This is a genomic window from Streptomyces sp. NPDC007929 (genome assembly GCF_042959065.1).
GTDB lineage: Bacteria > Actinomycetota > Actinomycetes > Streptomycetales > Streptomycetaceae > Streptomyces.
Genome location: NZ_JBIBKD010000009.1, coordinates 195572 through 216225, shown reverse-complemented (window position 1 = coordinate 216225; position 20654 = coordinate 195572). Strand labels below are relative to the sequence as shown.

Below are 20654 nucleotides of genomic sequence, written 5' to 3'. Positions count from 1 at the left end.
GATTAATCCGGAGACAACCGCTCCGGCCCCCGGCACAGAGAGAACGATGCCCATTGAAACCAGCTTCTGTCAACCAATACGAAAAGAGCAGGGAGCGACGACTCTCGCGACATCATAAGGGCATGCCTTCTGCACCCCCGGGCGAAGACCCGAGGGTGCAGAGAGACGCTATGGAGTCAGACTTCAGGAAACCGGAGCGAGTTTATCTTCCAAACCCGGCTGAGCGTCCAGCCACTGGCGCGCGGAAGCCTTCTCATTCCCGGCACCTCCCTTTTGTATCGCCACTTCAAGGGAGGCCAGTTGCGCTTCGTTCATCCTGAAATTCTTGAGCCATCCAGAGAACTCAGGGAATTCCTTGCTGAAGCCCTTGTGGGCGACGGTGTGGATCTGTTCACCCTTGCCCCAGGCGCCCTTCGGGTCCTTCAGCTTCTTCAGGTCGTACTTCCCGTACGCCCAGTGCGGCGACCACAGGGTCACCACCACCGGCTCCCTCTTCTTGATGGACCGGTCCAGCTCCGCCAGCATCGACGACGTACTCGACGACACCACCTTGTACTCACCCTCCAGCCCGTAGGCCTTCAGGACGTCCTTGTTCAGCGTCCCCATCATCCCGGCACTGGCCTCGATACCGATGATCTTGCCGCCGAACTTCTTCCCCTGGCCCTTCAGATCCGCCAGGGAATCGATGCCCTTCACATACGAGGGCACCGTCAACTCCAACGACGTCGGCCCGTACCACGAGCCGAGATCCTCGAGCTGCGAACCATACTTGCCCCAGTACGCCTTGTGCGTCGTCGGCAACCAGGCATCCAATTGCACGTCCATCTGCCCCTGCGCGAGAGACGAATACAACGGTCCGGGGTCGAGCTGCTTGAGCCGGGGCTTGTATCCGCGGTCCTCCAGAATGTTCTGCCACAGATAGGAGGCGGCAATGGCCTCGTCCCACGGGAAGTAGCCCATATTGACAGTCTTGCCCGCGTCCTTGCCCTGCGCCTTGGCGCCTGAGGGGTTCGGAGCGAGTTTGTCCGCCAGGCCGGGGTTCTTCTTCAGCCAGGCCTGTACACCGTCCTGCTCGTGCCCCTCACCCGCAGCGCGGATCTCGTTCTCCAGAGTGGTCAGCTGCTTCTCGGTGAGCTTGAAATTCTTCAGCCACCGCGCCACGACCGGGTCCTTGGCGGAGAAGCCCTTGTGGGCGACGGTGTGGATCTGTTCACCCTTACCCCAGGCGCCCTTCGGGTCCTTCAGCTTCTTCAGGTCGTACTTCCCGTACGCCCAGTGCGGCGACCACAGGGTCACCACCACCGGCTCCCTCTTCTTGATGGACCGGTCCAGCTCCGCCAGCATCGACGACGTACTCGACGACACCACCTTGTACTCACCCTCCAGCCCGTAGGCCTTCAGGACGTCCTTGTTCAGCGTCCCCATCATCCCGGCACTGGCCTCGATACCGATGATCTTGCCGCCGAACTTCTTCCCCTGACCCTTCAGATCCGCCAGGGAATCGATGCCCTTCACATACGAGGGCACCGTCAACTCCAACGACGTCGGCCCGTACCACGAGCCAAGATCCTCGAGCTGCGAACCGTACTTGTCCCAGTACGCCTTGTGCGTCGTCGGCAACCAGGCATCGGTCTGGAAGTCGATGTCCCCACGGGCCACACCCGAGTAGAGCGGACCAGGGTCGAGCTGCTTGACGTTGGTCTTGTAACCCCGCTCCTCCAGCAGTTCCTTCCACAGATACGTGGTGGCGGTGCCCTCGTCCCAGGGGATGTAGCCGATGTTGATCTGCTTGCCCTGACCCACGTTCGCACTCGGCCGGGCCTCGGAGCGCTCGGAGCCGAACAGGTTCATACCGCCCGCTATCAGTGCCAGGACGACCACGCCGACGACGGCGACCGAGCCGGCGGGCCGGTAGTGCGCGAACCTGACACGTCCGGCGACGGCGGCCGCCTTGGCAGCGGCTCGGCGTCCCAGCGGGGAGACGCGCTCGCCCAGTGCTCCGGTCATCCGGTCCAGGTACATGGCGAGGATGACCACGGCGGTGCCGCTCTCGGCGGCAAGGCCGACCTTCAGCTGTGTGATCGCGGAGTACACCTGCTCACCGAGACCACCCGCGCCCGCCATGCCTCCGATGACAACCATCGACAGGGCCAGCATGATCACCTGATTGACACCGGCCATGATCGTTGGCAGGGCGAGTGGCAGCTGCACGCGGGTGAGGGTGTCACGGGGGCTGGTACCGAACGCCTCGGCCGCTTCAATCAGCTCGCTGTCGACCTGCCGGATGCCCAGTTCGGTCATGCGGACTCCGGGCGGCATCGCGAAGATGATCGTCGCCAGCAAGCCGGGAGTCGTTCCGACACCGAAGAACATGACGCCGGGAATGAGGTAGATGAAGGCCGGCATCGTCTGCATGACGTCGAGCACCGGCCGCAGCTGAGCGCTGACCCGCTTGCTGCGGGCAGCCCAGATACCCAAGGGAACCGCGATCACGACCGTGATGACGGCGGCCACGAGCACGAGCGACAGCGTGTCCATCGCATCGCCCCACAACCCGAGCGCGTCGATGAGCACGAGCCCCACGAAGGCGACCGCCCCGGAGACCAGGCCGCGCAGCCACCAGGCGATCACGGCCAAGATGCCGATCATCAGGAGGGGCTCGCCGCCACCGAGCACGGCGTCGACACCGTCGTACATACCGCCCAGGAGGGCTTGCACGACGTCGAAGACCCACGTCAGGTGAGACTGCAGCCAGTCGACGGCGTCCTCGACCCAGTTGCCGAACTGAATCCTAGGCACGGGTCACCACCTTCTCTCCTCCCTTGTCCCGCGGGGAGTCGCAGGGCTCCGGGGTGGTGTCCCGCTCGTCGCCGAGGAAGCCGACCAGGCGCTGCCGGGGGACGACGCCGATCTGCTTGCCGTCCTTGTCCACGACCGAGACGGGATGGGTGAGCCGGGCGCTGATCGCGCACAGCTCGGTGAACGGGGTGTCGGACGTGGCGGTCTCGCAGTGGCAGCCGGGGTCGTCGGCGGTGACCGAGGTGTCCATGAGCTCGCCCGCGGTCAGGACGCGGGAGCGGTCGACGTCCTGGGTGAAGGAGGCGACGTAGTCGTTCTCGGGACGCAGCAGGATGTCCTGGGCGGTGCCGATCTGGACGATGCGGCCGTCGCGCATGACGGCGATGCGGTCGCCCAGGCGCATGGCCTCGTTCAGGTCGTGGGTGATGAAGACGATGGTCTTCTTCAGCTTCTGCTGGAGTTCCAGCAGCTGGTCCTGCATGTCGCGGCGGATCAGCGGGTCCAGGGCGCTGAAGGACTCGTCCATCAGCAGCAGGTCGGCGTCGGTGGCGAGCGCGCGGGCCAGGCCGACGCGCTGCTGCATGCCGCCGGACAGCTCGTCGGGCCAGGACTTCTCCCAGCCGGCCAGGCCGCACAGGGCGAGCGCCTCGTCGGCGCGGCGTGCGCGCTCGGCGCGGGGCACGCCCTGCACTTCCAGACCGTAGGCCGCGTTGTCGCGCACGCTGCGGTGCGGGAAGAGCGCGAAGTGCTGGAACACCATGCTGATCTTCTTGGAGCGGACCTGACGGAGCTCGCGGGCTCCGAGCGTGGTCAGGTCCTGGCCGTCGAAGCGCACATGCCCGGCGGTGGGTTCGAGCAGGCCGTTGAGCATGCGGAGCAGGGTGGACTTGCCGGAGCCGGACAGGCCCATGACGACGAAGATCTGGCCGGGCTCCACGGTGAAGGACGCGTCGATGACGGCGGCGGTGGTGCCCTCGGCGCGCAGGTCGTCCCGGTCCGCTCCGTCCCGGAGCCGCTCGACCGCCCGGTCCGGTCTTCTGCCGAACACTTTGTACAGGCTCTCTGCTTCAAGCCTCGCTGACACGTGCACCTCTATGGGGTCGGCAACAGAACAGAGCGAGACAGGGCGCAAACAGTTGAAATGCGCAACCAGCCTCGCTGCGGGGCGGCGCCTCCCCCCGATCACCGACAGCAAACGCGAAAGTGAGCCGCTTCACACGGAACGCGCGGGACGCAACGCGTTGCGCCGCTGCGAGTCGCTGTCGGTGGTGTACGGCATGATGCGTGGCGTGACCGGACGACTGATGCTCCTCGACACCGCCTCCCTGTACTTCCGCGCCTACTTCGGCGTCCCGGACTCGGTCCGGGCCCCGGACGGTACGCCGGTGAACGCCGTGCGCGGACTGCTCGATTTCATCGACCGCCTGGTCAAGGACCACCGGCCGGACCTCCTGGTGGCCTGCATGGACGCCGACTGGCGGCCGCAGTGGCGGGTGGACCTGATCCCCTCCTACAAGGCGCACCGCGTCGCCGAGGAGCACGCGGCCGGGCCGGACGAGGAGGAGGTGCCCGACACGCTGTCGCCGCAGGTGCCGGTCATCGAGGCGGTGCTGGACGCGGTGGGCATCGCGCGCGTGGGCGTCGCCGGGTACGAGGCGGACGATGTGATCGGCACGTTCACCGCCCGGGCGAAGGGCCCGGTCGACATCGTCACGGGCGACCGCGACCTGTACCAGCTGGTGGACGACGCGCGCGGGGTGCGGGTGCTGTACCCGCTGAAGGGCGTGGGGACGCTGCAGCGCACCGATGAGGCGGTGCTGCGTGAGAAGTATGGGGTGGACGGCAGGGGGTACGCGGATCTGGCCCTGCTGCGCGGCGACCCGAGCGACGGCCTGCCGGGCGTGCCGGGCATCGGTGAGAAGACGGCCGCCAAGCTGCTGGCCGAGTTCGGGGACCTGGCCGGGATCATGGCGGCGATCGAGGACCGGGGGTCGAAACTGACGCCGACCCAGCGCAGGCGACTGGACGAGGCGCGTCCGTATCTGGCGGTCGCACCGAAGGTGGTCCGGGTCGCCGACGACGTCCCCCTGCCCGACGTCTCCACGGCGCTGCCGCGCACACCGCGCGATCCGGCGGCACTGGAGGCGCTGGCGGCGCGCTGGGGACTGGGCGGGTCCCTGGAGCGGCTGATGGCGACGCTCTCGGCGTGATCTCTCACCACAACAGGCATGAAGGGGGGACAGGGTGCTAACTTAGGTTACCCTAACTATGTGAGACAGGGAGGTCCTCATGGCAGAGCGACCGGTCCGCCAGCCGCGCAGGCTCCACTCCGCGCAGGTTGTCCGCACCGAGCGGCTGACCCCGCACATGCAGCGCGTGGTGCTCGGCGGCGAGGGCCTCGCCGACTTCACGGCGGGCACCTGCACCGACCACTATGTGAAGCTGCTGTTCCCGCCCGCGGGCGTCACCTACCCCGAACCGTTCGACCTGCAGCGCGTCAAGGACGAGCTGCCGCGCGAACAGTGGCCGGTGACCCGGACGTACACCGTCCGCCAATGGGACGCCGAGCACCGCGAGCTGACGCTGGACTTCGTCATCCACGGTGACGAGGGCCTGGCCGGTCCGTGGGCCGTGCGCGTCCGGCCGGGCGAGACCGTGCGCTTCATGGGCCCCGGCGGGGCGTACGCCCCCGACCCGGGCGCCGACTGGCACCTCCTCGTCGGCGACGAGAGCGCGCTGCCCGCCATCGCCTGCGCCCTGGAGGCACTGCCGCACGGGGCCAGGGCACACGCCTTCGTGGAGGTCTCCGGCCCCGAGGAGGAGCAGAAGATCGACTCGGACGTCGACGTCGTCTGGCTGCACCGCGGCGCCCGGCCCCTGGGCGAGGCGCTGGTCGAGGCCGTCCGGGACCTGGAGTTCCCCGAGGGCCGGGTGCACGCCTTCGTCCACGGCGAGGCGCACTTCGTCAAGCAGCTGCGCCATCTGCTCCGCGTGGAGCGCCAGGTCGCACGCGAGGACCTCTCGATCTCCGGCTACTGGCGCCACGGACACAACGAGGACGGCTGGCAGGCCTCCAAGCGCGAGTGGAACGCCCGCATCGAGGCCGAGCAGGAGAACGCGTCCGCGGCCTGACACACACCGGCCCACCACCGCGCCCGCCTCAGTCGCCACCCGCCTCGTACGCTGGGCCGCGATGAGACGTAAGACGCGCGTTCCGCCCTCTCCCCTGCCGCAGCGCCACGGGGTCGATCCCGTGCGGGTGCGGTTGCCCGCCGTGGGGTCGTGGGGCACCGTGCGAGCGCATCTGGTGGAGCGGCTGTCGGGGGCGGGTGCGGGAGTCGTCGACGGCATGTTCGACGCGGGGCGGATCGTCGGGGCGGACGGGCGGCCCGTGGCCGCGGACGCGCCCTTCGAGCCGGGGATGTTCGTGTGGTTCCACCGGGACCTGCCCGAGGAGGTGCCGGTGCCCTTCCCGGTCAGGATCGTGCACCGGGACGAGCACATCGTCGTCGCCGACAAGCCGCACTTCCTCGCCACCACGCCGCGCGGCGGCCATGTCGCCGAGACCGCGCTGGCCCGGCTCCGCCGCGAGCTGGACCTCCCCGAGCTCACCGCGGCCCACCGGCTGGACCGGCTCACCGCCGGACTCGTGCTGTTCACGGTCCGCCCCGAGGAGCGCGGGGCGTATCAGTCGCTGTTCCGCGACCGCCGGATCATGAAGGAGTACGAGGCCGTCGCCCCGTACGACCCCGCCCTCGTCCTGCCCCGGACCGTCCGCAGCCGGATCGTGAAGGAGCGCGGAGTGCTCACCGCCCGGGAGGTTCCGGGCGAGCCCAACGCCGTGAGCCATGTCGAGCTGGTCGAGCGCCGCGAACACCCCGGCGGACTCGCCCGCTACCGGCTCACGCCCGCCACCGGGCAGACGCACCAGCTGCGCGTCCACCTCAGCGCGCTGGGCGTGCCGATCCTCGGCGACCCGCTCTACCCGGAGGTGACCGCGCCCGCACCGCCCGGCGACTTCCGCCGCCCGCTTCAACTGCTGGCGCGCTCCCTGGAGTTCACCGACCCGGTCACGGGCGCGGAACACCGGCTGCGCAGCGGCCGGGTGCTCGCGGCCTGGGCGTCGTACGACCGGTGGGCCGCCGGCGCATACGACGACGGCCCGTCAGACGGTCAGTAGCCGCGCCACCAGCTGAGGAACCGCTGCCACACACCCTTGCGGCGGAGCGGCTCCGCGACGGCGGGCTGCCCCGGAACCGGCCCCGCCCCCGGCACCGGCCCCGGGACAGGCATCGGCTGGGGCAGCACCGGGTCCGGCTGCGGCTGGGCGGCGACCGGCTGCGGCTGCGCGGCGGCCGGCTGCGGCTGTGCGACGCCGATCTGCCAGTCCGAGCGCTGGGCCGCGACCGGCTTGTGGTTCGGCACCTCCTGCACGTCCTGCGGCGGCTTCGGCGCGAACTGCACCGGCAACTCCACCAGATGCCGGGAGGCGATCGACGCCGTCCAGCGCAACTCCTCCTCGTCGCAGTCGAGTTCCACGTCCGGCAACCGCATCAGCAGCGCGTCGACACCCACGTCGGCGATGGAACGGCCGATGTCCTGCCCGGGGCACTCGTGCGGCCCGCCGCCGAAGGCGAGGTGGGAGCGGTTGCCCTGCATGCTGGCCTTCAGGTCCGGCCGTACCCGCGGGTCGACATTGGCCGGGAGCGGCGCGAACAGCAGCCCGTCACCCCGGCGGATGCGCTGCCCGCCCAGCTCGGTCTCCTGCTTGGCGAAGTAGGCGAAAACCGTGCTGAACGGCGGTTCGTTCCACAGGGACTGTTCCACCGCCTCCGGCACCGTCATCTGGCCGCCGTTGAGCTGGGCCCGGAAACGCGGGTCGATCAGCACCGTGAGCAGCACGTTGGACAGCAGGTTGGTGGTGGCCTCGTAGGCGGCGAAGAGCACCAGGCGCAGGTGCTCGCGGACCTCGTCGTCGCTCAGCCGGGCCGGGTGCGTGATCAGGTAGCTGGCGAGGTCCTCCTCCGGCTGCGCCCGGCGCGTGACGGTCAGCCGGCTCAGGGCGTCCATGACGTAGGAGTGGCTGGCGATCGCGGTGTCGGTGCCCTTGAGCGCGTCGCGGGCGGCCTCGACGAGCCGGTCGTTGTACTCGTCGGGCATGCCGAGGATCTCGCACATCACCGCCATCGGAAGATGCTCGGTGAACTGGCTGACCAGGTCCGCATCGCCCGCCTCGCAGAACCGGTTGACGATCACCTGCGTACTGCGGTTGATGTACCGGCGCAGGCTGCGGAAGTCGATCGTGGAGATGGCGCCCATGACCGCGCCGCGCAGCCGCTTGTGCTCGTCGCCCTCGGCGTGCGACGCGATGGGCTGCCAGGCGATGTGCGGCATCAGCGGGTGGTCGGGCTTGACCAGGCCCTCCCTGAGCGGGGTCCAGATCCGGCTGTCCCGGCAGTACTGCGAGGGCGAGCGCACCATGTGCAGGTTCTCGGCGTGGCCGAGGACGATCCACATCGGCACGTCGTCATGGAGCAGCACGGGCGCCACGGGACCGTGCTGCTCCCGCAGTTGCTCGTACAGCGCTCCGAGGTCCTCCGCCTCGTGCAGCCGGTGCAGTCCCCCGGGCCCGAGGCCGTGCGCGGGACAGCCGGGGGGCGGGCCGGGCCGGAGGTCGTCGTCCGTACTGGCCGGGGCGTGGGATTCAGGCGTCACAGTGATCGCTCCGAAGCTTTCCAGGTGTCATGGGGGGAGGGACGGGGTGGGCGGACACGGATCAGGCGCGGGCGCCCGTCATGGCGAGCGAGTGCAGGAAACGCATGAGCGTCATCAGCACGTCGCGGCTGGAGGCGCGCCGCCGCGCGTCGCACTCGATGATCGGGATGTCCGGTGTGAGGTCGAGGGCCGTGCGCAACTCCTCGATGTCGTACCGGGGGGCGTCCGGGAAGGAGTTGATGGCGACGACGAACGGCACGCCGCGCTCCTCCAGGCGTCCCATGACGTCGAAGCTGACCTCCAGCCGCCGGGTGTCGACCAGCACCACCGCGCCGAGCGCGCCCTCGAACAGGCCGTTCCACAGGAACCAGAAGCGCTGCTGGCCGGGTGTGCCGAAGAGGTACAGCACCAGCTGGTCGGTGATGCTGATCCGGCCGAAGTCCATGGCGACGGTGGTGGCCGTCTTGGACGCGGAGCCGAAGTTGTCGTCGACACCGATGCCGGCCTGCGTCATGGTTTCCTCGGTGGTCAGCGGTGTGATCTCGCTGACCGACCCGACCATGGTCGTCTTGCCGACGCCGAAGCCACCCACGATCACGATCTTGGCCGCGGCCTGTGCCGAGTGGGGCAGCTGGTCCTCGGCCCGGGGGCCCGGGATGGTGTCAGAGCCGTTGAAGTCCATTCATCACCGCTTCGAGGAGGGAACGGTCGGAGCGCGCCTTGCGGACGATCGGGGCGCGTGCCTGTACCAGTTCCGCCGTCAGCAACTCGGTGAGCAGCACGCCCATCGCGCTGAACGGGAGGTGGAGGTAGGCCGACAGTTCGGCCACGGACAGGGGGGCGGCGCAGAGTCGGAGCAGCGCCGCCTGCTCGGGAGAGGCGGACGGCGGCGGGTCCGTGGCACGCGCCACGATTAACGTCACCAGGTCGAGCTCGGCCCGCTCACCGTCCGGGCCGGCCACCACGTACATCCGCTCCGGGTTGCCGGGTTTGCCGTCGCTCTCCTGGGGCGGGGCCGGTTCCGGGGCGAGGTCGCGCCTCTGGCGTTGCGGAGGCGTCATACGATCTGCCCGTTACGCCGGGGCGGACTGGTGAGGTGCCCACCGATCCGGACGACCAGGTCGCGCATCATGGCGCTCATCCGGCCGGGTTCGCACCGCACGTCGGAGAGCACCGCGAGGAAGGCGTTGGCGCCCGCGTTCATCAGGTAGAAGTAGCCCTGGTCGATCTCGATCATGACGAGCTTCATCTCGCCGTCGCCCACGGTGAGTTCCTGGCACACGCTGCCCGCGAGGGACTGCAGGCCGGCGCAGGCCGCGGCGACCCGGTCGGCCGCGTCCGGCTCGCCGCCGTAGCGGGCGATGCGCAGACCGTCGGCCGAGAGCACCACGATCATCTCGATGCCCGGTACGCCGTCGGCGAGTTGCTTGAGCATCCAGTCGAAGTTGCCTCGCTGCTGGATCACTTGAGGTCCCCCTCGTCATCGGCCTCGGTGGGGGCCGGGTCGTTGATCAGGTGCAGGTACTTGTGCGGGTTGCGGATGAAGTCGGTCGGGTGGGTGCCGGGTTCGATGCCCTGCTTGAGCCCCTCCCAGAAGGCCTCGAGGCCCTTGCCGGGGGCGTCGGGGGCCGACATGTCGCGCAGGGGCGGGGTCTCGGGCTCCTGCACGGCCGCCCAGGGGTTGTACTCGCCCCGTTCGGCTGCCTCCCGGTCGGCCTTCTCGTTGGCCGCCTGCTGGGCGAGGCGCTCGGCGAGGGGCATCTTCACCTTGCTGCGGCGCTGCGGCAGGCCGTTCGCGGTCCATTCGGTGACCTCGGGGACGTCGTCGTCCTCCATGGAGACCGTGGCGGGGATCTTCGGGCTGGTGGGACGGCGCCTCTTGGGCGCGCGCTTGGGGCCCTCGGGGATGCCGACCGTCATGGGGATGCCGGTGGCGCCGATGCCGTGGGCGAGTCCGACACCGGGCTCGTGGGTGATCATCTCGCTCGGCACGATGAGGATGGCCCGGACACCGCCGTACGCGGAGGCGCGCAGCGAGACCTGCATGTTGTACGCCGTGCAGAGGCGGCCCACGACGGCCAGGCCCAGGCGCGGGTGCTCACCGATGTCCTGGAGGTCGATGCCGGCCTTGGCGGCGTCCAGCATGCCCTCGATCCGGGCCCGGGCCTCCTCGTTGAGGTTGACACCGCCGTCCTCGATCTCGATGCAGACGCCGGTCTGCACCTCGGTGGCGGTGACGTGCACCTTGGTCTGCGGCGGCGAGTAGCGCGTGGCGTTGTCGAGGAGCTCGGCGGCGGCGTGGATGACCGGTTCGACGTAGATGCCCTTGACGCTGATCTTGGCGATGGAGGACAGCTGGATGCGCCGGTACTCCAGGATGCGGGACATGGCGCCGCGCAGGGTGCTGTACAGGGACACCGGCTGGGGCCACTGCCGGCCGGGGCGGCCGCCGCCGAGGACGGAGACGGAGTCGGCCAGGCGGCCGATCAGGGCGTTGCCGTGGTCGATGCGCAGCAGGTCGTCGAAGACCTCGGGGTTGCGGCCGTGGTCCTCCTCCATCTCCCGGAGTTCCTCGGCCTGCTGGTGGATGATCGCCTGGACGCGCCGGGCGACACTGACGAAGGAGCGGGCGGCCGCGTCGCGCATGGTCACTTCGCGGTCGACGATCTTGAGCACCGTCAGCAGCGTCTCGGCCTGCGGGGCGGGCAGGTCGCGGAACGCGGGGTGGGACAGGCCGAGCTTGCGAATCACCTCCCTGGGGGATTCTCCGGTGCGCAGCAGGTTGAGCGCGGCGGGCACGATCTCCCGCGAGAAGTGGACCAACTCGTTCTCGTGGGCGGCGATCCGCTGCTGCAGTTGCGCGCTGTGCCGGGCGTGCTCCGCACGCTGGTTGCGCAGCGCACGGCCGCGGCGCACCGCCTCGGCCGCCGTCGCGAGCACCAGCGCGGTGGCGATGCCGCCACACCAGCCGACGGCGCCCCGGGCCGGTTGCGCCACCAGGGCGACGGCGGCTCCGGTCGCCGCGGCCATGACTATGGCGGGCAGCAACAGCACGCGCGCGTAGGGGAGTTCACGGCGACCGGGAGGAGTTTGAACACTCACCATGTGGGCCTTCTGACAGGAGTCGACTGAGGTTCGGGGGGACGTACAGAGGGGTATGTCATGAAGCTGTCGGGATCTTCCACACATTGGGGAACAAGCGCACGAATTCATCTCAAGCCGGTGCGCTGCGGGCGAGCTTAGTCCGACCGGATCATCGCCGTGTCATATTCAGCAACTGCCGGAAAGCGGACGCGAAGGGATAGTACGCTCAGTCGTTTACACGCTGCGACATCGTTCGAATACTGTGTGTAGCCGCGAACGGGCATACGAAAACCCACTCACCGTGACGAGTGAATGGGCTCCCGTACAGCGCCCTCAGGGGGCGCGGGGCTGTGTCGCTGTGCGGCTCCGCCGCGCGGGCGCGAGCAACCGCCGACAACCGGCACCCGCGCAGCGAACGATCACCCCACCGACGAGTAGGCGACCACTCCCCGCAGCAACAGATCCACCGCCTTGCGCGCGTTCTTCACGACGGAAGACCCCTGCGGAGCCGCCGCCGCGATCTGCCCCAGCACGTCGATGACCTGCTTGCACCACCGCACGAAGTCCCCCGCCGGCATCTCCGCCTCGCGCAGCACCTCGTCGAGCCCCTTCCCGGAGGCCCACTCGTACGCGGCCCAGGCGAAGCCGAGATCGGGCTCGCGCTGCCCGACCCCCTCGGTCTGGTTGATCCGGAAGTCCTCCTCCAGCGCGTCCAGCCGACCCCAGATCCGCACCGTCTCGCCCAGCGCGGCCTTGGCCTTCCCGGACGGGACCTTCGGCGCCAGCGCGTCGTCCGCGGCCCGCGCCTCGAACACCAGCGCCGAGACGCACGCGGCCAGTTCGGCCGGGCCCAGGCCCTCCCAGACCCCCGCGCGCAGACACTCGCTCGCGAGCAGGTCCAGCTCGCCGTACAGCCGCGCGAGCCGCTTGCCGTGCTCGGTGACCTCGTCGCCGCGCAGGTAGTCCAGCTCGGTCAGCAGCGCCACGATGCGGTCGAACGTCCGGGCGATGGTGTTCGTGCGGCCCTCGATGCGCCGCTCCAGCTGCGAGGTGTCCCGCAGCAGCCGGTGGTACCGCTCGGCCCAACGGGCGTGGTCCTCACGGTCGTTGCAGCCGTGGCAGGGATGCGCGCGCAGCGCTGTCCGCAGCCGGGCGATCTCACGGTCGTCGGCCGCCTGGGAGCGCCGCTTGCGGTGCCTCTCGGCCGGGATGTGCCCGGCCTTGGTGCGCAGCGCCGAGGCGAGGTCCCGACGGGACTGCGGGGAGCGGGGGTTGAAGGACTTCGGGATCCGCATCCGCTCCAGCGGCTCGACGGGCACCGGGAAGTCCATGGACGCCAGCCGCTTCACCTGCCGCTCGGCGGTCAGCACCAGCGGGCGCGGCCCGTCGTGGTGCTCGAAACCGCGGTGACCGTTCGAACGGCCCGCCGGAAGGCCCGGGTCCAGCACCAGCGCCAGACCGGCGTACTTGCCGGTGGGCACATGGATGACGTCACCGGGCTTCAGCTTCTCCAGCGCGACGGCGGCCTCGGCGCGCCGCTGTACCGCGCCCTGCCGGGCGATCTCGTTCTCCCGGTCCTTCAGTTCGCGGCGCAGCCGCGCGTACCCCTCGAAGTCGCCCAGGTGGCAGGTCATGGAGGCCTTGTAGCCTTCCAGGCCTTCCTCGTTGCGCTGCACCTGCCGGGAGATGCCGACGACCGACTTGTCCGCCTGGAACTGCGCGAACGACGTCTCCAGCAGCTCGCGCGAGCGGTGCCGCCCGAACTGCTCGACCAGGTTGACCGCCATGTTGTACGACGGCTTGAAGCTGGATCGCAGCGGGTAGGTGCGCGTGCCGGCCAGGCCCGCGAGGTGCTCGGGGCTGGAGCCGCGCTGCCACAGCACCACGGCGTGGCCCTCGACGTCGATGCCGCGTCGGCCCGCGCGCCCCGTCAACTGCGTGTACTCGCCGGGCGTGATGTCCACGTGCTGCTCGCCGTTCCACTTGACGAGCTTCTCCAGCACCACCGAGCGGGCGGGCATGTTGATGCCGAGGGCGAGGGTCTCGGTCGCGAACACGGCCTTGACCAGTCCGCGCACGAACAGCTCCTCGACGACCTCCTTGAACGTCGGCAGCATGCCCGCGTGGTGGGCGGCAATGCCGCGCTCCAGGCCCTCCAGCCACTCGTAGTAGCCGAGGACGTGCAGGTCCTCGGTGGGGATGGAGGCGGTGCGCTCCTCGACCAGGGTGCGCACCCGGTCGCGCGCCTCCTCGTCGTTGAGCCGCAGTCCCGCGTGCAGGCACTGCTGGACGGCGGCCTCGCAGGCGGCACGGCTGAAGATGAACGTGATGGCGGGCAGCAGCCCCTCGGCGTCGAGCCGCTCGATGACCTCGGGCCGGCTCGGCGTCCAGATCCGGGACCGCTGCCGGCGCTCGCGCTCACGGTCGGCCTCGCGCATGGACCGGCCGCGCCGCCGGTCCTGGTACGACGGCCGGCTCGCCTCCATCCGCGCCAGGCGCGTGAGGTCGGGGTTGACGGCCTTCTTGTGGCCCTCGCCCTCCTCGAACAGGTCGTACATCCGCCGCCCGGCCAGCACGTGCTGGAACAGCGGCACGGGCCGGTGCTCGGAGACGATCACCTCGGTGTCACCGCGGACCGTGTCGAGCCAGTCGCCGAACTCCTCGGCGTTCGACACGGTCGCCGACAGCGAGACGAGCGTGACCGACTCGGGAAGGTGAATGATCACCTCTTCCCACACGGCACCCCGGAACCGGTCGGAGAGGTAGTGCACCTCGTCCATGACCACGTATCCGAGGCCCAGGAGGGTCTGGGAACCGGCGTACAGCATGTTCCGCAGCACCTCGGTGGTCATCACGACCACCGGCGCCTCGGAGTTGACGCTGTTGTCGCCGGTGAGCAGGCCCACCTTGTCCGTGCCGTAACGGCGGCACAGATCCGCGTACTTCTGGTTCGACAGCGCCTTGATGGGTGTCGTGTAGAAGCACTTCTTGCCCTGCTGGAGGGCGAGGTGGACGGCGAACTCGCCGACGATCGTCTTGCCGGAGCCGGTGGGCGCCGCGACCAGCACGCCCTTCCCCGCCTCGAGCGCCTGGCAGGCCTCGATCTGGAAAGGGTCGAGGCCGAAGTCGTACATCTCGCGGAAGCCCGCGAGCGCGGTGGCCTGCTCGGCTGCCCGCAGGCGGGCTGCCGCGTACCGCTCGGCCGGTGAGAGGTCCTCTGTCATCGTGCTTTCGAGCGTACCGGGCCGCACTGACAACAGGACGATCATTATCCGGATCGTTCCTGTGAAACCAGGGATCGGCGCAGCTCAGGGGCGCCGGACCTCAGGGGCCGACGACCCGCACGCCCCCGCGCACGCAGCGCGCGTTCAGCGGCAGCGGGCCGAGCGGCTCCCCGTCGGCGTAACCGGTGACGCCCTCGGCGGCGATCTCGACCCGGGCCGCCCGCAGCACGGTCACCTTGGGGTGGCCGACGTGCGTCCCGCGGTACACCTTCGGGAACACCCGCAGCAGGGTGGTGCGACTGCACTCCCCGACCACCGTGATGTCGAACAGCCCGTCGGTCAGGTCGGCGCCGGGGCAGATCCGCATGCCGCCGCCGTACGAGGAGCCGTTGCCGACGGCCACGAGCGTCGCCTCGACCTCCAGGACCTCGTCGTCGTCGAGCCGGATCCGGTACGGAACGGGCCGGAACCCGGCGAGTTCGCCGAGCATCGCCAGGTCGTACTTCAGGCGTCCGGTGGGCCATCTCATGCGGTTGCCGCGGTCGTTGACGCGGGAGTCGAAGCCGGAGGCGAGGACCGTGCCGAACCAGTGGTCGCCGACCCGCCCGAGGTCGATGTCGCGGATCCGGCCGCACTTGAGGGCATCGGCGACCATGCGGCCCGCGGCGGCCGGCTCCCGCACGGGCAGGCCGAGGGCGCGGGCGAAGTCGTTGCCGGTGCCGACGGCGACCAGGCCGAGCGGGGTGCGGGTGCCCGCGACCGCCCGCAGCGCCAGCGCCGCCATCCCGTCGCCGCCGACGGCGATCAGTGCGCCGGTGCCGTCCTCGACGGCGCCACGCGCGCGTGCCAGGGCGTCCGCGGGGTCCTCCCCGAGGACCGTCCGCACCGAGAAGCCGGCCGCCCGCAACGCGGAAGCGGCCGGCTGCGCCGCGCGGGCGCCCCGGCCGCGGCCCGCGGTGGGGTTGACAAAGAGGGTGAGCTCGCTGGTCACGGGAGCGACCCTATGAGCTGTCCGCCGATCTTCAGGTCACGTCGTCATAACCGTTGACCCGGTCCGAGCGGTCCGCGCTCGCCTGCTCGGGCAGGGCGGCCCGGCTGGTGGTCACGGGCTCGATCTCGCCGATGTCGTCGGGCGTGAGATCCAGCTCGGAAGCCTCGTCGTCGGCGGGGCCGAGGGCCTCGCGCCGGGCCCTGCGACGGTCGTTGACCAGGGAGAAGGCGACGGCCGCGAAGTACAGGATCCAGATCGGCGCCGCCAGCGCCAGCATGGTCAGCGGGTCGGTGCTGGGGGTGGCGATGGCCGCGAAGACCGTGATGCCCATGATCATGCCGCGCCACCAGCCGAGCATGCGCTTGCCGGTCAGTACCCCGGTGAGGTTGAGCATGACCAGCAGCAGCGGCAGCTCGAAGGAGAGGCCGAAGACGAGCACCATCCGCATGACCAGGTCGAGCAGGTCGTCCAGCGGGAGCAGGTTGGACGTGCCGCCCGGGGTGAACTCCAGGAGCACCTTGGCCGTGGTGGGAAGCACCGTGTACGCGAAGTACGCACCGACGATGAACAGCGGAGCGCCGGTGGCGACGAAGGCGTAGGCGTACTTCTTCTCGTGCCGGTGCAGACCCGGCGCCACGAAGGCCCACAGCTGGTAGAGCCAGACCGGCGAGGCCAGGACGACGCCGGCCATCAGGGAGACCTTCAGCGCCAGCGTGAAGGGGGTGAGCAGGCCGTTGATGGTGATCTGCGCACAGGGCTTCGCACCGGGCTGCGAGCGGGCCAGCTCCGCGAAGGTCTTGTCACAGCCGACCGAGTCGAGGATCGGCTTGGTGATCAAGTTGATGATGTCGTTGTAGAAGAAGGCGGCGAAGACCGTGACGACGACGATCGCCAGCATCGCCTTGGCGAGCCGGTTGCGGAGCTCGCGAAGGTGCTCCGCGAGGGGCATGCGCCCCTCCGGATCCCTCTCCTGCTTGCGGGCAGACTTCAGCAACCCACGTTCCCATCTCGTGCGGCGGGCCGGAGGTCACCGGCCCTGCGTCAGCGCTTGGTCGTGTCCGTGGGCTCGCTGACCGGGCGCGAGCTGGTCACGTCACCGGGCGCCGCCTGGATGGTGCGCTGCGAGGACTCGTCCGTGTTGGGCGGGCCCGCGGGCGTCGTGGAGGACTTGCCCTCGTCCTTCATCGCCTTGGCCTCGCTCTTGAGGATGCGAGCGGACTTGCCGAGCGACCGAGCCATGTCCGGAAGCTTCTTCGCGCCGAACAGCAGGATGATGACGACGAGGATGAGAATGATCTCGGGGGCTCCGAGCCTTCCGAACATAAGTCTTTACCTTCTCACCGAGGCGGCTGTGGTGGGGTGCTGTCCGACCCGTCGGACACATGTCCGAACAGATCGTGCTGGCAGCGATCGTAACGCTCGGGGGTTAACGTGAGGCAATCCCTCTGCATCCCCTGTGCGCACTCCCGTCCGCGGCCAGTGCCTCGTTAACCGGGCCGCGACCAGCAGCGTACCTGTACGAACCGCCGAGGTGACAGGGCGAAGTGTCCCAAAAGCAACTCATGGCCGACGCCCGGCCGCCTCACAGAGCGTCCACGGATCGGGCCGCGCTCTCAGCGGCCCGCTCCAGGTCCTCGGCGGCCCGGTTGATACGGCGCGCCGAGTCCGTGACCTGCCTGCCCAGCCGCTGCGCCTCCACGAAGACCCGCACGGCGAACACCCCGAGCACGACAAGACCCACGAAACCCACGGCAACCGCGAACATCGGCCAGAACATGACGCCGAGCCTAGACCTTCCTGAACGGACGAACGCCCCGACCCTCTAGACGGTGGAGTGCAGCCGCAGGGTCCGCACCCCGCCGCCGGTGAGCAACTCCACGATCCGCTCCCCCGCCGGCTTGCGGACGGACGCGCCGCACTGCGGGCAGGTGAAGGAGTAGAAGGTCGTACGGTCCGTGGCGCCGATGGCCAGGCGCAGGGCGCCCGCGGCGAGCTCGAAGGACCCGCGGCAGTCCGGGCAGCCCGCTCTGAACACGACCGGGGCCACACTTCTCATCCCGGCGAACGCGGACTCCACCGTCATGCCCCCGACACCACCGGACGTCGCCGACTCGTTCAAGCCCTCGCTCCTCTTCCTGGGTCGTTCGCCTCCGAAGGGCGCCACGCCCGGTGCCGCGGTCCGGCGGCCCCGCCCGGCCGTGGACCCCGAGGGGCGCCCGCGGTTCACTCGGGTCCGCCGCCCCGCCCGTCCACCACCACGTGCGCCGCGCGGACACCGGCCTCCGCCGCAGGCGTGGTCCGCACCGCCTCGATCCCGTCGTACGCCGCCAGCGCCTCACGGGCCGCCTGGCGGGCGCTGTCGGCGAGGTCCGGCGGCGAGACGATCCGGCCGTCCCGCCCGAGCCGCAGCGCCAGGCGCCGCAGCGACGCCGGGTCGGGGGTCCGCAGAGTGATACGCAGCCCGCCGTCGGGGAGCTCATCCGCACTGTCGTGCGGGTAGTACTCCGCGACCCAGCGACCGCCCGGCCCCACCTCGACCACGACCTCCGGATCCTCCGCCGCGGGCTGCACCAGCGCCTCCGACAGGTCCCGCAGCTCGATCTCGGGCGGCGCCGACGGCTCGTCAAGGATCTTGATCTCGGCGACCCGGTCGAGCCGGAAGGTGCGGCGCGCCTCGGAGCGGCGGCACCAGGCCTCGACATACGTGTGCCCGACGCTGACCAGGCGGATGGGGTCGATCTCCCGCTCGGTGACCTCGTCGCGCGCGGGCGAGTAGTAGCGGATCCACAGCCGGCGGCGCTCGGCGATCGCCCGGTCGACGTCCGCGAAGACGCCGCCCTCGGACTCGAAGGTCACCGACAGGCGCGAGCTGGCACCCGCGGCCTCACCGGCGGCGGTCTCCACCTTGGCCGTCGCCCGCAGCAGCGCCTGCCGGTCGCTCTCGCGCAGTCCGGGCAGGGTGGCCACCGCCCGGGCGGCGACCAGCAGCGCCGTGGCCTCGTCCGCGGCGAGTCTGAGCGGCTCGGCCGCCTCCGCCGCCAGGGCGGCCGGGTTGTGCCACCAGATGCGCTCACCGTCGGTGTCGATGTCGAGCAGGTCGCCGCCACGGAAGCTGGTGCCGCACATGGGCAGCACGTCGAGATCGGAGACCAGCTCGTCCTCGCTGATGCCGAAGGCACGCGCCACGTCCTCGACCCGCGCTCCGGGCCGCTCCTTCAGATACGTCACCAGCGAGAGCATCCGCCGGGTCTGGTCGATGGCGTTCACGGGCCTGACCGGTTTGCCTGCCACTGTCTTTCCGCTCCCCCTCAGCCCTTGGCCACGGCCCGCAGCCGGTCCACCACGTCGGCCCGCAGCTCGGCGGGCTCCAGGACGACCACGTCCGGCCCGAACTCCACCAGCCAGGCGTCCAGCCCATGGCCGTACGGAATCTCCAACTCGTCCCAGCCGTCGCCGAGTTCCCGAACCGCGGTCGCCTTCGCCCGAAGGGGGTACCCCGCTCCCGCACGCAACCGGATCCGCGCCGAGCGGTCGGCGACCTCACCGGCCCAGCTCGCCACGGTCTCCCGGACGGTGACGACATCCGGCACGGCAGCGGTGTACCGGCCGCCGCGCGAGCGGACCTTGCCGGTGATCCGCGACAGCCGGAAGACCCGCTCGGCGCCCCGGTCGCGGTCCCAGCCCGCCAGGTACCAGTGGCCCCGCCAGCACTCCAGCGCCCACGGCTCCACAAGCCGCTGCTCGGGACGGGCCGCGGTGGCCTTGCGGTACTCGAAGGCCACGGGCCTGCGGTCCCGGCAGGCCAGCATCAGCGGCTCGAAGGCCGCCTCGTGCACCGGGATACGCGGCTCCAGCGCGCCGTGCGACCCGTACGGGTCGACGTCCTCGGGGAGTCCGGCCGCGCGCAGCTTCTGCAGGGCGCCGCTGGCCGCTCCGGCGAGCCGCGCCTGCTGCCACACCTTGGCGGCGAGCCCGAGGGCGGCGGCCTCCTCGGCGTCCAGGGTGATGGGCGGGAGACGGTTGCTGTCGCGGCGGGCCAGGTAGCCGACCTCGCCGTCGAGGTTCTCGACCGTCTCGATGACCAGCCCGAGTTCGCGCAGGTCGTCCTTGTCGCGCTCGAACATGCGGTTGAAGGAATCATCAGAGCCCACCGCGCCGTTGCCCGGCCCGAAGGCCTCGACATAGGCCTCGATGGAATCGCGCAGCTCACGCTTGCTGAGCGGCCGGCGTGTCCCGAGCAGACACAGCGCCAGGTTCATCAGCCGCTCGGCCTTGGCAATGGCCATCGACGCGCTTCGCCTCCCTATGGTGCTTACGAGCGATGACCGTACCGCCACACGGTGGCACGGCAAAAGCCGAGGGCCCACGCCCGAACAGGCATGGGCCCCACATGATCGAGTCTGTCGGAGCTTGCTCAGACCCCGAGCAGGTCGACCACGAAGATCAGCGTCTCACCGGGCTTGATCAGAGGGGTCGGGCTCTGGTCGCCGTAGGCGAGATGGGCGGGGATGGTCAGCTGACGACGGCCACCGACCTTCATGCCCTGCACGCCCTGGTCCCAGCCCTTGATGACGCGGCCGCCGCCCAGCGGGAAGCGGAACGGGGCGCCGCGGTTCCAGCTGGCGTCGAACTCCTCGCCCGTGCTGAAGGAGACACCCACGTAGTGCACGGTCACGGTCTGACCGGCCTGCGCGACCGGGCCGTCGCCCTCCCAGATGTCCTTGATCTCGAGGTCCGCCGGGGGCTCGCCGCCCGGGAAGTCGATCTCGGGCTTGTCGATGCTCACTTCATCTCTCCTTGTTACGTGACCTGCGTCGGGGACAGTCTCACAGACCGGCCGG

General features: G+C 70.1%; 19 protein-coding genes. 3 read left to right on the top strand and 16 right to left on the bottom strand.

What is annotated here, in order from left to right; translation table 11 throughout:
* Positions 1–183: 183 nt before the first annotated feature.
* The gene (locus ACFZDE_RS29330) at positions 184–2799 is read right to left on the bottom strand and encodes a glycine betaine ABC transporter substrate-binding protein (protein WP_391204800.1); all 2616 of its coding nucleotides are present in this window, start codon (positions 2797–2799) and stop codon (positions 184–186) included.
* On the bottom strand, positions 2792–3883 hold the full coding sequence (locus ACFZDE_RS29325) for a betaine/proline/choline family ABC transporter ATP-binding protein (protein ID WP_391204798.1): 1092 nt from the start codon (positions 3881–3883) through the stop codon (positions 2792–2794). Before ACFZDE_RS29325 ends, ACFZDE_RS29330 begins: the two co-directional genes overlap by 8 nt.
* Before the next feature lie 196 nt (positions 3884–4079).
* Here ACFZDE_RS29325 and ACFZDE_RS29320 point away from each other — a divergent pair, with 196 nt between their 5' ends.
* From ACFZDE_RS29320 to ACFZDE_RS29310, 3 genes are all read left to right on the top strand, one after another.
* On the top strand, positions 4080–5009 hold the full coding sequence (locus ACFZDE_RS29320; RefSeq protein WP_391205036.1) for a 5'-3' exonuclease H3TH domain-containing protein: 930 nt from the start codon (positions 4080–4082) through the stop codon (positions 5007–5009).
* 79 nt (positions 5010–5088) lie between these two features.
* On the top strand, positions 5089–5931 hold the full coding sequence (locus ACFZDE_RS29315) for a siderophore-interacting protein (RefSeq protein WP_391002524.1): 843 nt from the start codon (positions 5089–5091) through the stop codon (positions 5929–5931).
* 61 nt (positions 5932–5992) lie between these two features.
* A complete protein-coding gene (locus ACFZDE_RS29310) occupies positions 5993–6979 on the top strand; it encodes a pseudouridine synthase (protein ID WP_391204795.1) in 987 nt (328 codons plus the stop codon).
* On the opposite strand, the gene ACFZDE_RS29305 is transcribed toward ACFZDE_RS29310, so the two are convergent.
* The 14 genes from ACFZDE_RS29305 to ACFZDE_RS29240 all read right to left on the bottom strand — a co-directional run bounded on the left by ACFZDE_RS29305 (position 6973) and on the right by ACFZDE_RS29240 (position 20599).
* Positions 6973–8514 (bottom strand): cytochrome P450, encoded by a 1542-nt coding sequence (locus ACFZDE_RS29305; RefSeq protein WP_391204792.1) that lies wholly within the window; start codon positions 8512–8514, stop codon positions 6973–6975. The two genes, ACFZDE_RS29310 and ACFZDE_RS29305, sit on opposite strands and share 7 nt — an antisense overlap.
* Before the next feature lie 61 nt (positions 8515–8575).
* On the bottom strand, positions 8576–9196 hold the full coding sequence (locus ACFZDE_RS29300; protein WP_391204789.1) for an ATP/GTP-binding protein: 621 nt from the start codon (positions 9194–9196) through the stop codon (positions 8576–8578).
* Positions 9177–9575 carry a DUF742 domain-containing protein gene (locus tag ACFZDE_RS29295; RefSeq protein WP_391002532.1) on the bottom strand — a complete coding sequence of 133 codons (399 nt, stop codon included), beginning with the start codon at positions 9573–9575 and terminating at the stop codon, positions 9177–9179. The genes ACFZDE_RS29300 and ACFZDE_RS29295 overlap by 20 nt, the downstream gene beginning before the upstream one ends.
* Positions 9572–9979, bottom strand: a complete 408-nt coding sequence (locus ACFZDE_RS29290; RefSeq protein WP_391002534.1) for a roadblock/LC7 domain-containing protein — start codon at positions 9977–9979, stop codon at positions 9572–9574. The genes ACFZDE_RS29295 and ACFZDE_RS29290 overlap by 4 nt, the downstream gene beginning before the upstream one ends.
* Complete coding sequence (locus ACFZDE_RS29285; RefSeq protein ID WP_391204786.1) at positions 9976–11619, bottom strand: ATP-binding protein; 1644 nt, start codon at positions 11617–11619, stop codon at positions 9976–9978. The genes ACFZDE_RS29290 and ACFZDE_RS29285 overlap by 4 nt, the downstream gene beginning before the upstream one ends.
* A 398-nt stretch (positions 11620–12017) precedes the next feature.
* Positions 12018–14867 (bottom strand): DEAD/DEAH box helicase, encoded by a 2850-nt coding sequence (locus ACFZDE_RS29280; RefSeq protein WP_391204783.1) that lies wholly within the window; start codon positions 14865–14867, stop codon positions 12018–12020.
* Positions 14868–14922: 55 nt separating this feature from the next.
* Positions 14923–15813: a diacylglycerol kinase gene (locus ACFZDE_RS29275; protein WP_391204780.1), complete on the bottom strand. Its 891-nt coding sequence runs from the start codon at positions 15811–15813 to the stop codon at positions 14923–14925.
* Between the two features lie 31 nt (positions 15814–15844).
* Complete coding sequence (tatC, locus tag ACFZDE_RS29270) at positions 15845–16807, bottom strand: twin-arginine translocase subunit TatC (protein WP_391002541.1); 963 nt, start codon at positions 16805–16807, stop codon at positions 15845–15847.
* A gap of 47 nt (positions 16808–16854) precedes the next feature.
* Entirely contained in the window at positions 16855–17136 is a 282-nt protein-coding gene (gene tatA, locus ACFZDE_RS29265) for a Sec-independent protein translocase subunit TatA (protein ID WP_391204777.1), read from the bottom strand.
* Between the two features lie 259 nt (positions 17137–17395).
* Positions 17396–17590, bottom strand: coding sequence for a hypothetical protein (locus tag ACFZDE_RS29260; protein ID WP_391002545.1), 195 nt, complete (start codon positions 17588–17590; stop codon positions 17396–17398).
* 45 nt (positions 17591–17635) lie between these two features.
* Positions 17636–17932 (bottom strand): hypothetical protein, encoded by a 297-nt coding sequence (locus ACFZDE_RS29255; protein ID WP_391002548.1) that lies wholly within the window; start codon positions 17930–17932, stop codon positions 17636–17638.
* Positions 17933–18036: 104 nt separating this feature from the next.
* On the bottom strand, positions 18037–19104 hold the full coding sequence (locus ACFZDE_RS29250; RefSeq protein WP_391204774.1) for a WYL domain-containing protein: 1068 nt from the start codon (positions 19102–19104) through the stop codon (positions 18037–18039).
* Positions 19105–19121: 17 nt separating this feature from the next.
* Positions 19122–20099 carry a WYL domain-containing protein gene (locus tag ACFZDE_RS29245; protein ID WP_391002552.1) on the bottom strand — a complete coding sequence of 326 codons (978 nt, stop codon included), beginning with the start codon at positions 20097–20099 and terminating at the stop codon, positions 19122–19124.
* 128 nt (positions 20100–20227) lie between these two features.
* The gene (locus ACFZDE_RS29240; protein ID WP_221757963.1) at positions 20228–20599 is read right to left on the bottom strand and encodes an FKBP-type peptidyl-prolyl cis-trans isomerase; all 372 of its coding nucleotides are present in this window, start codon (positions 20597–20599) and stop codon (positions 20228–20230) included.
* Between the last annotated feature and the right edge of the window lie 55 nt (positions 20600–20654).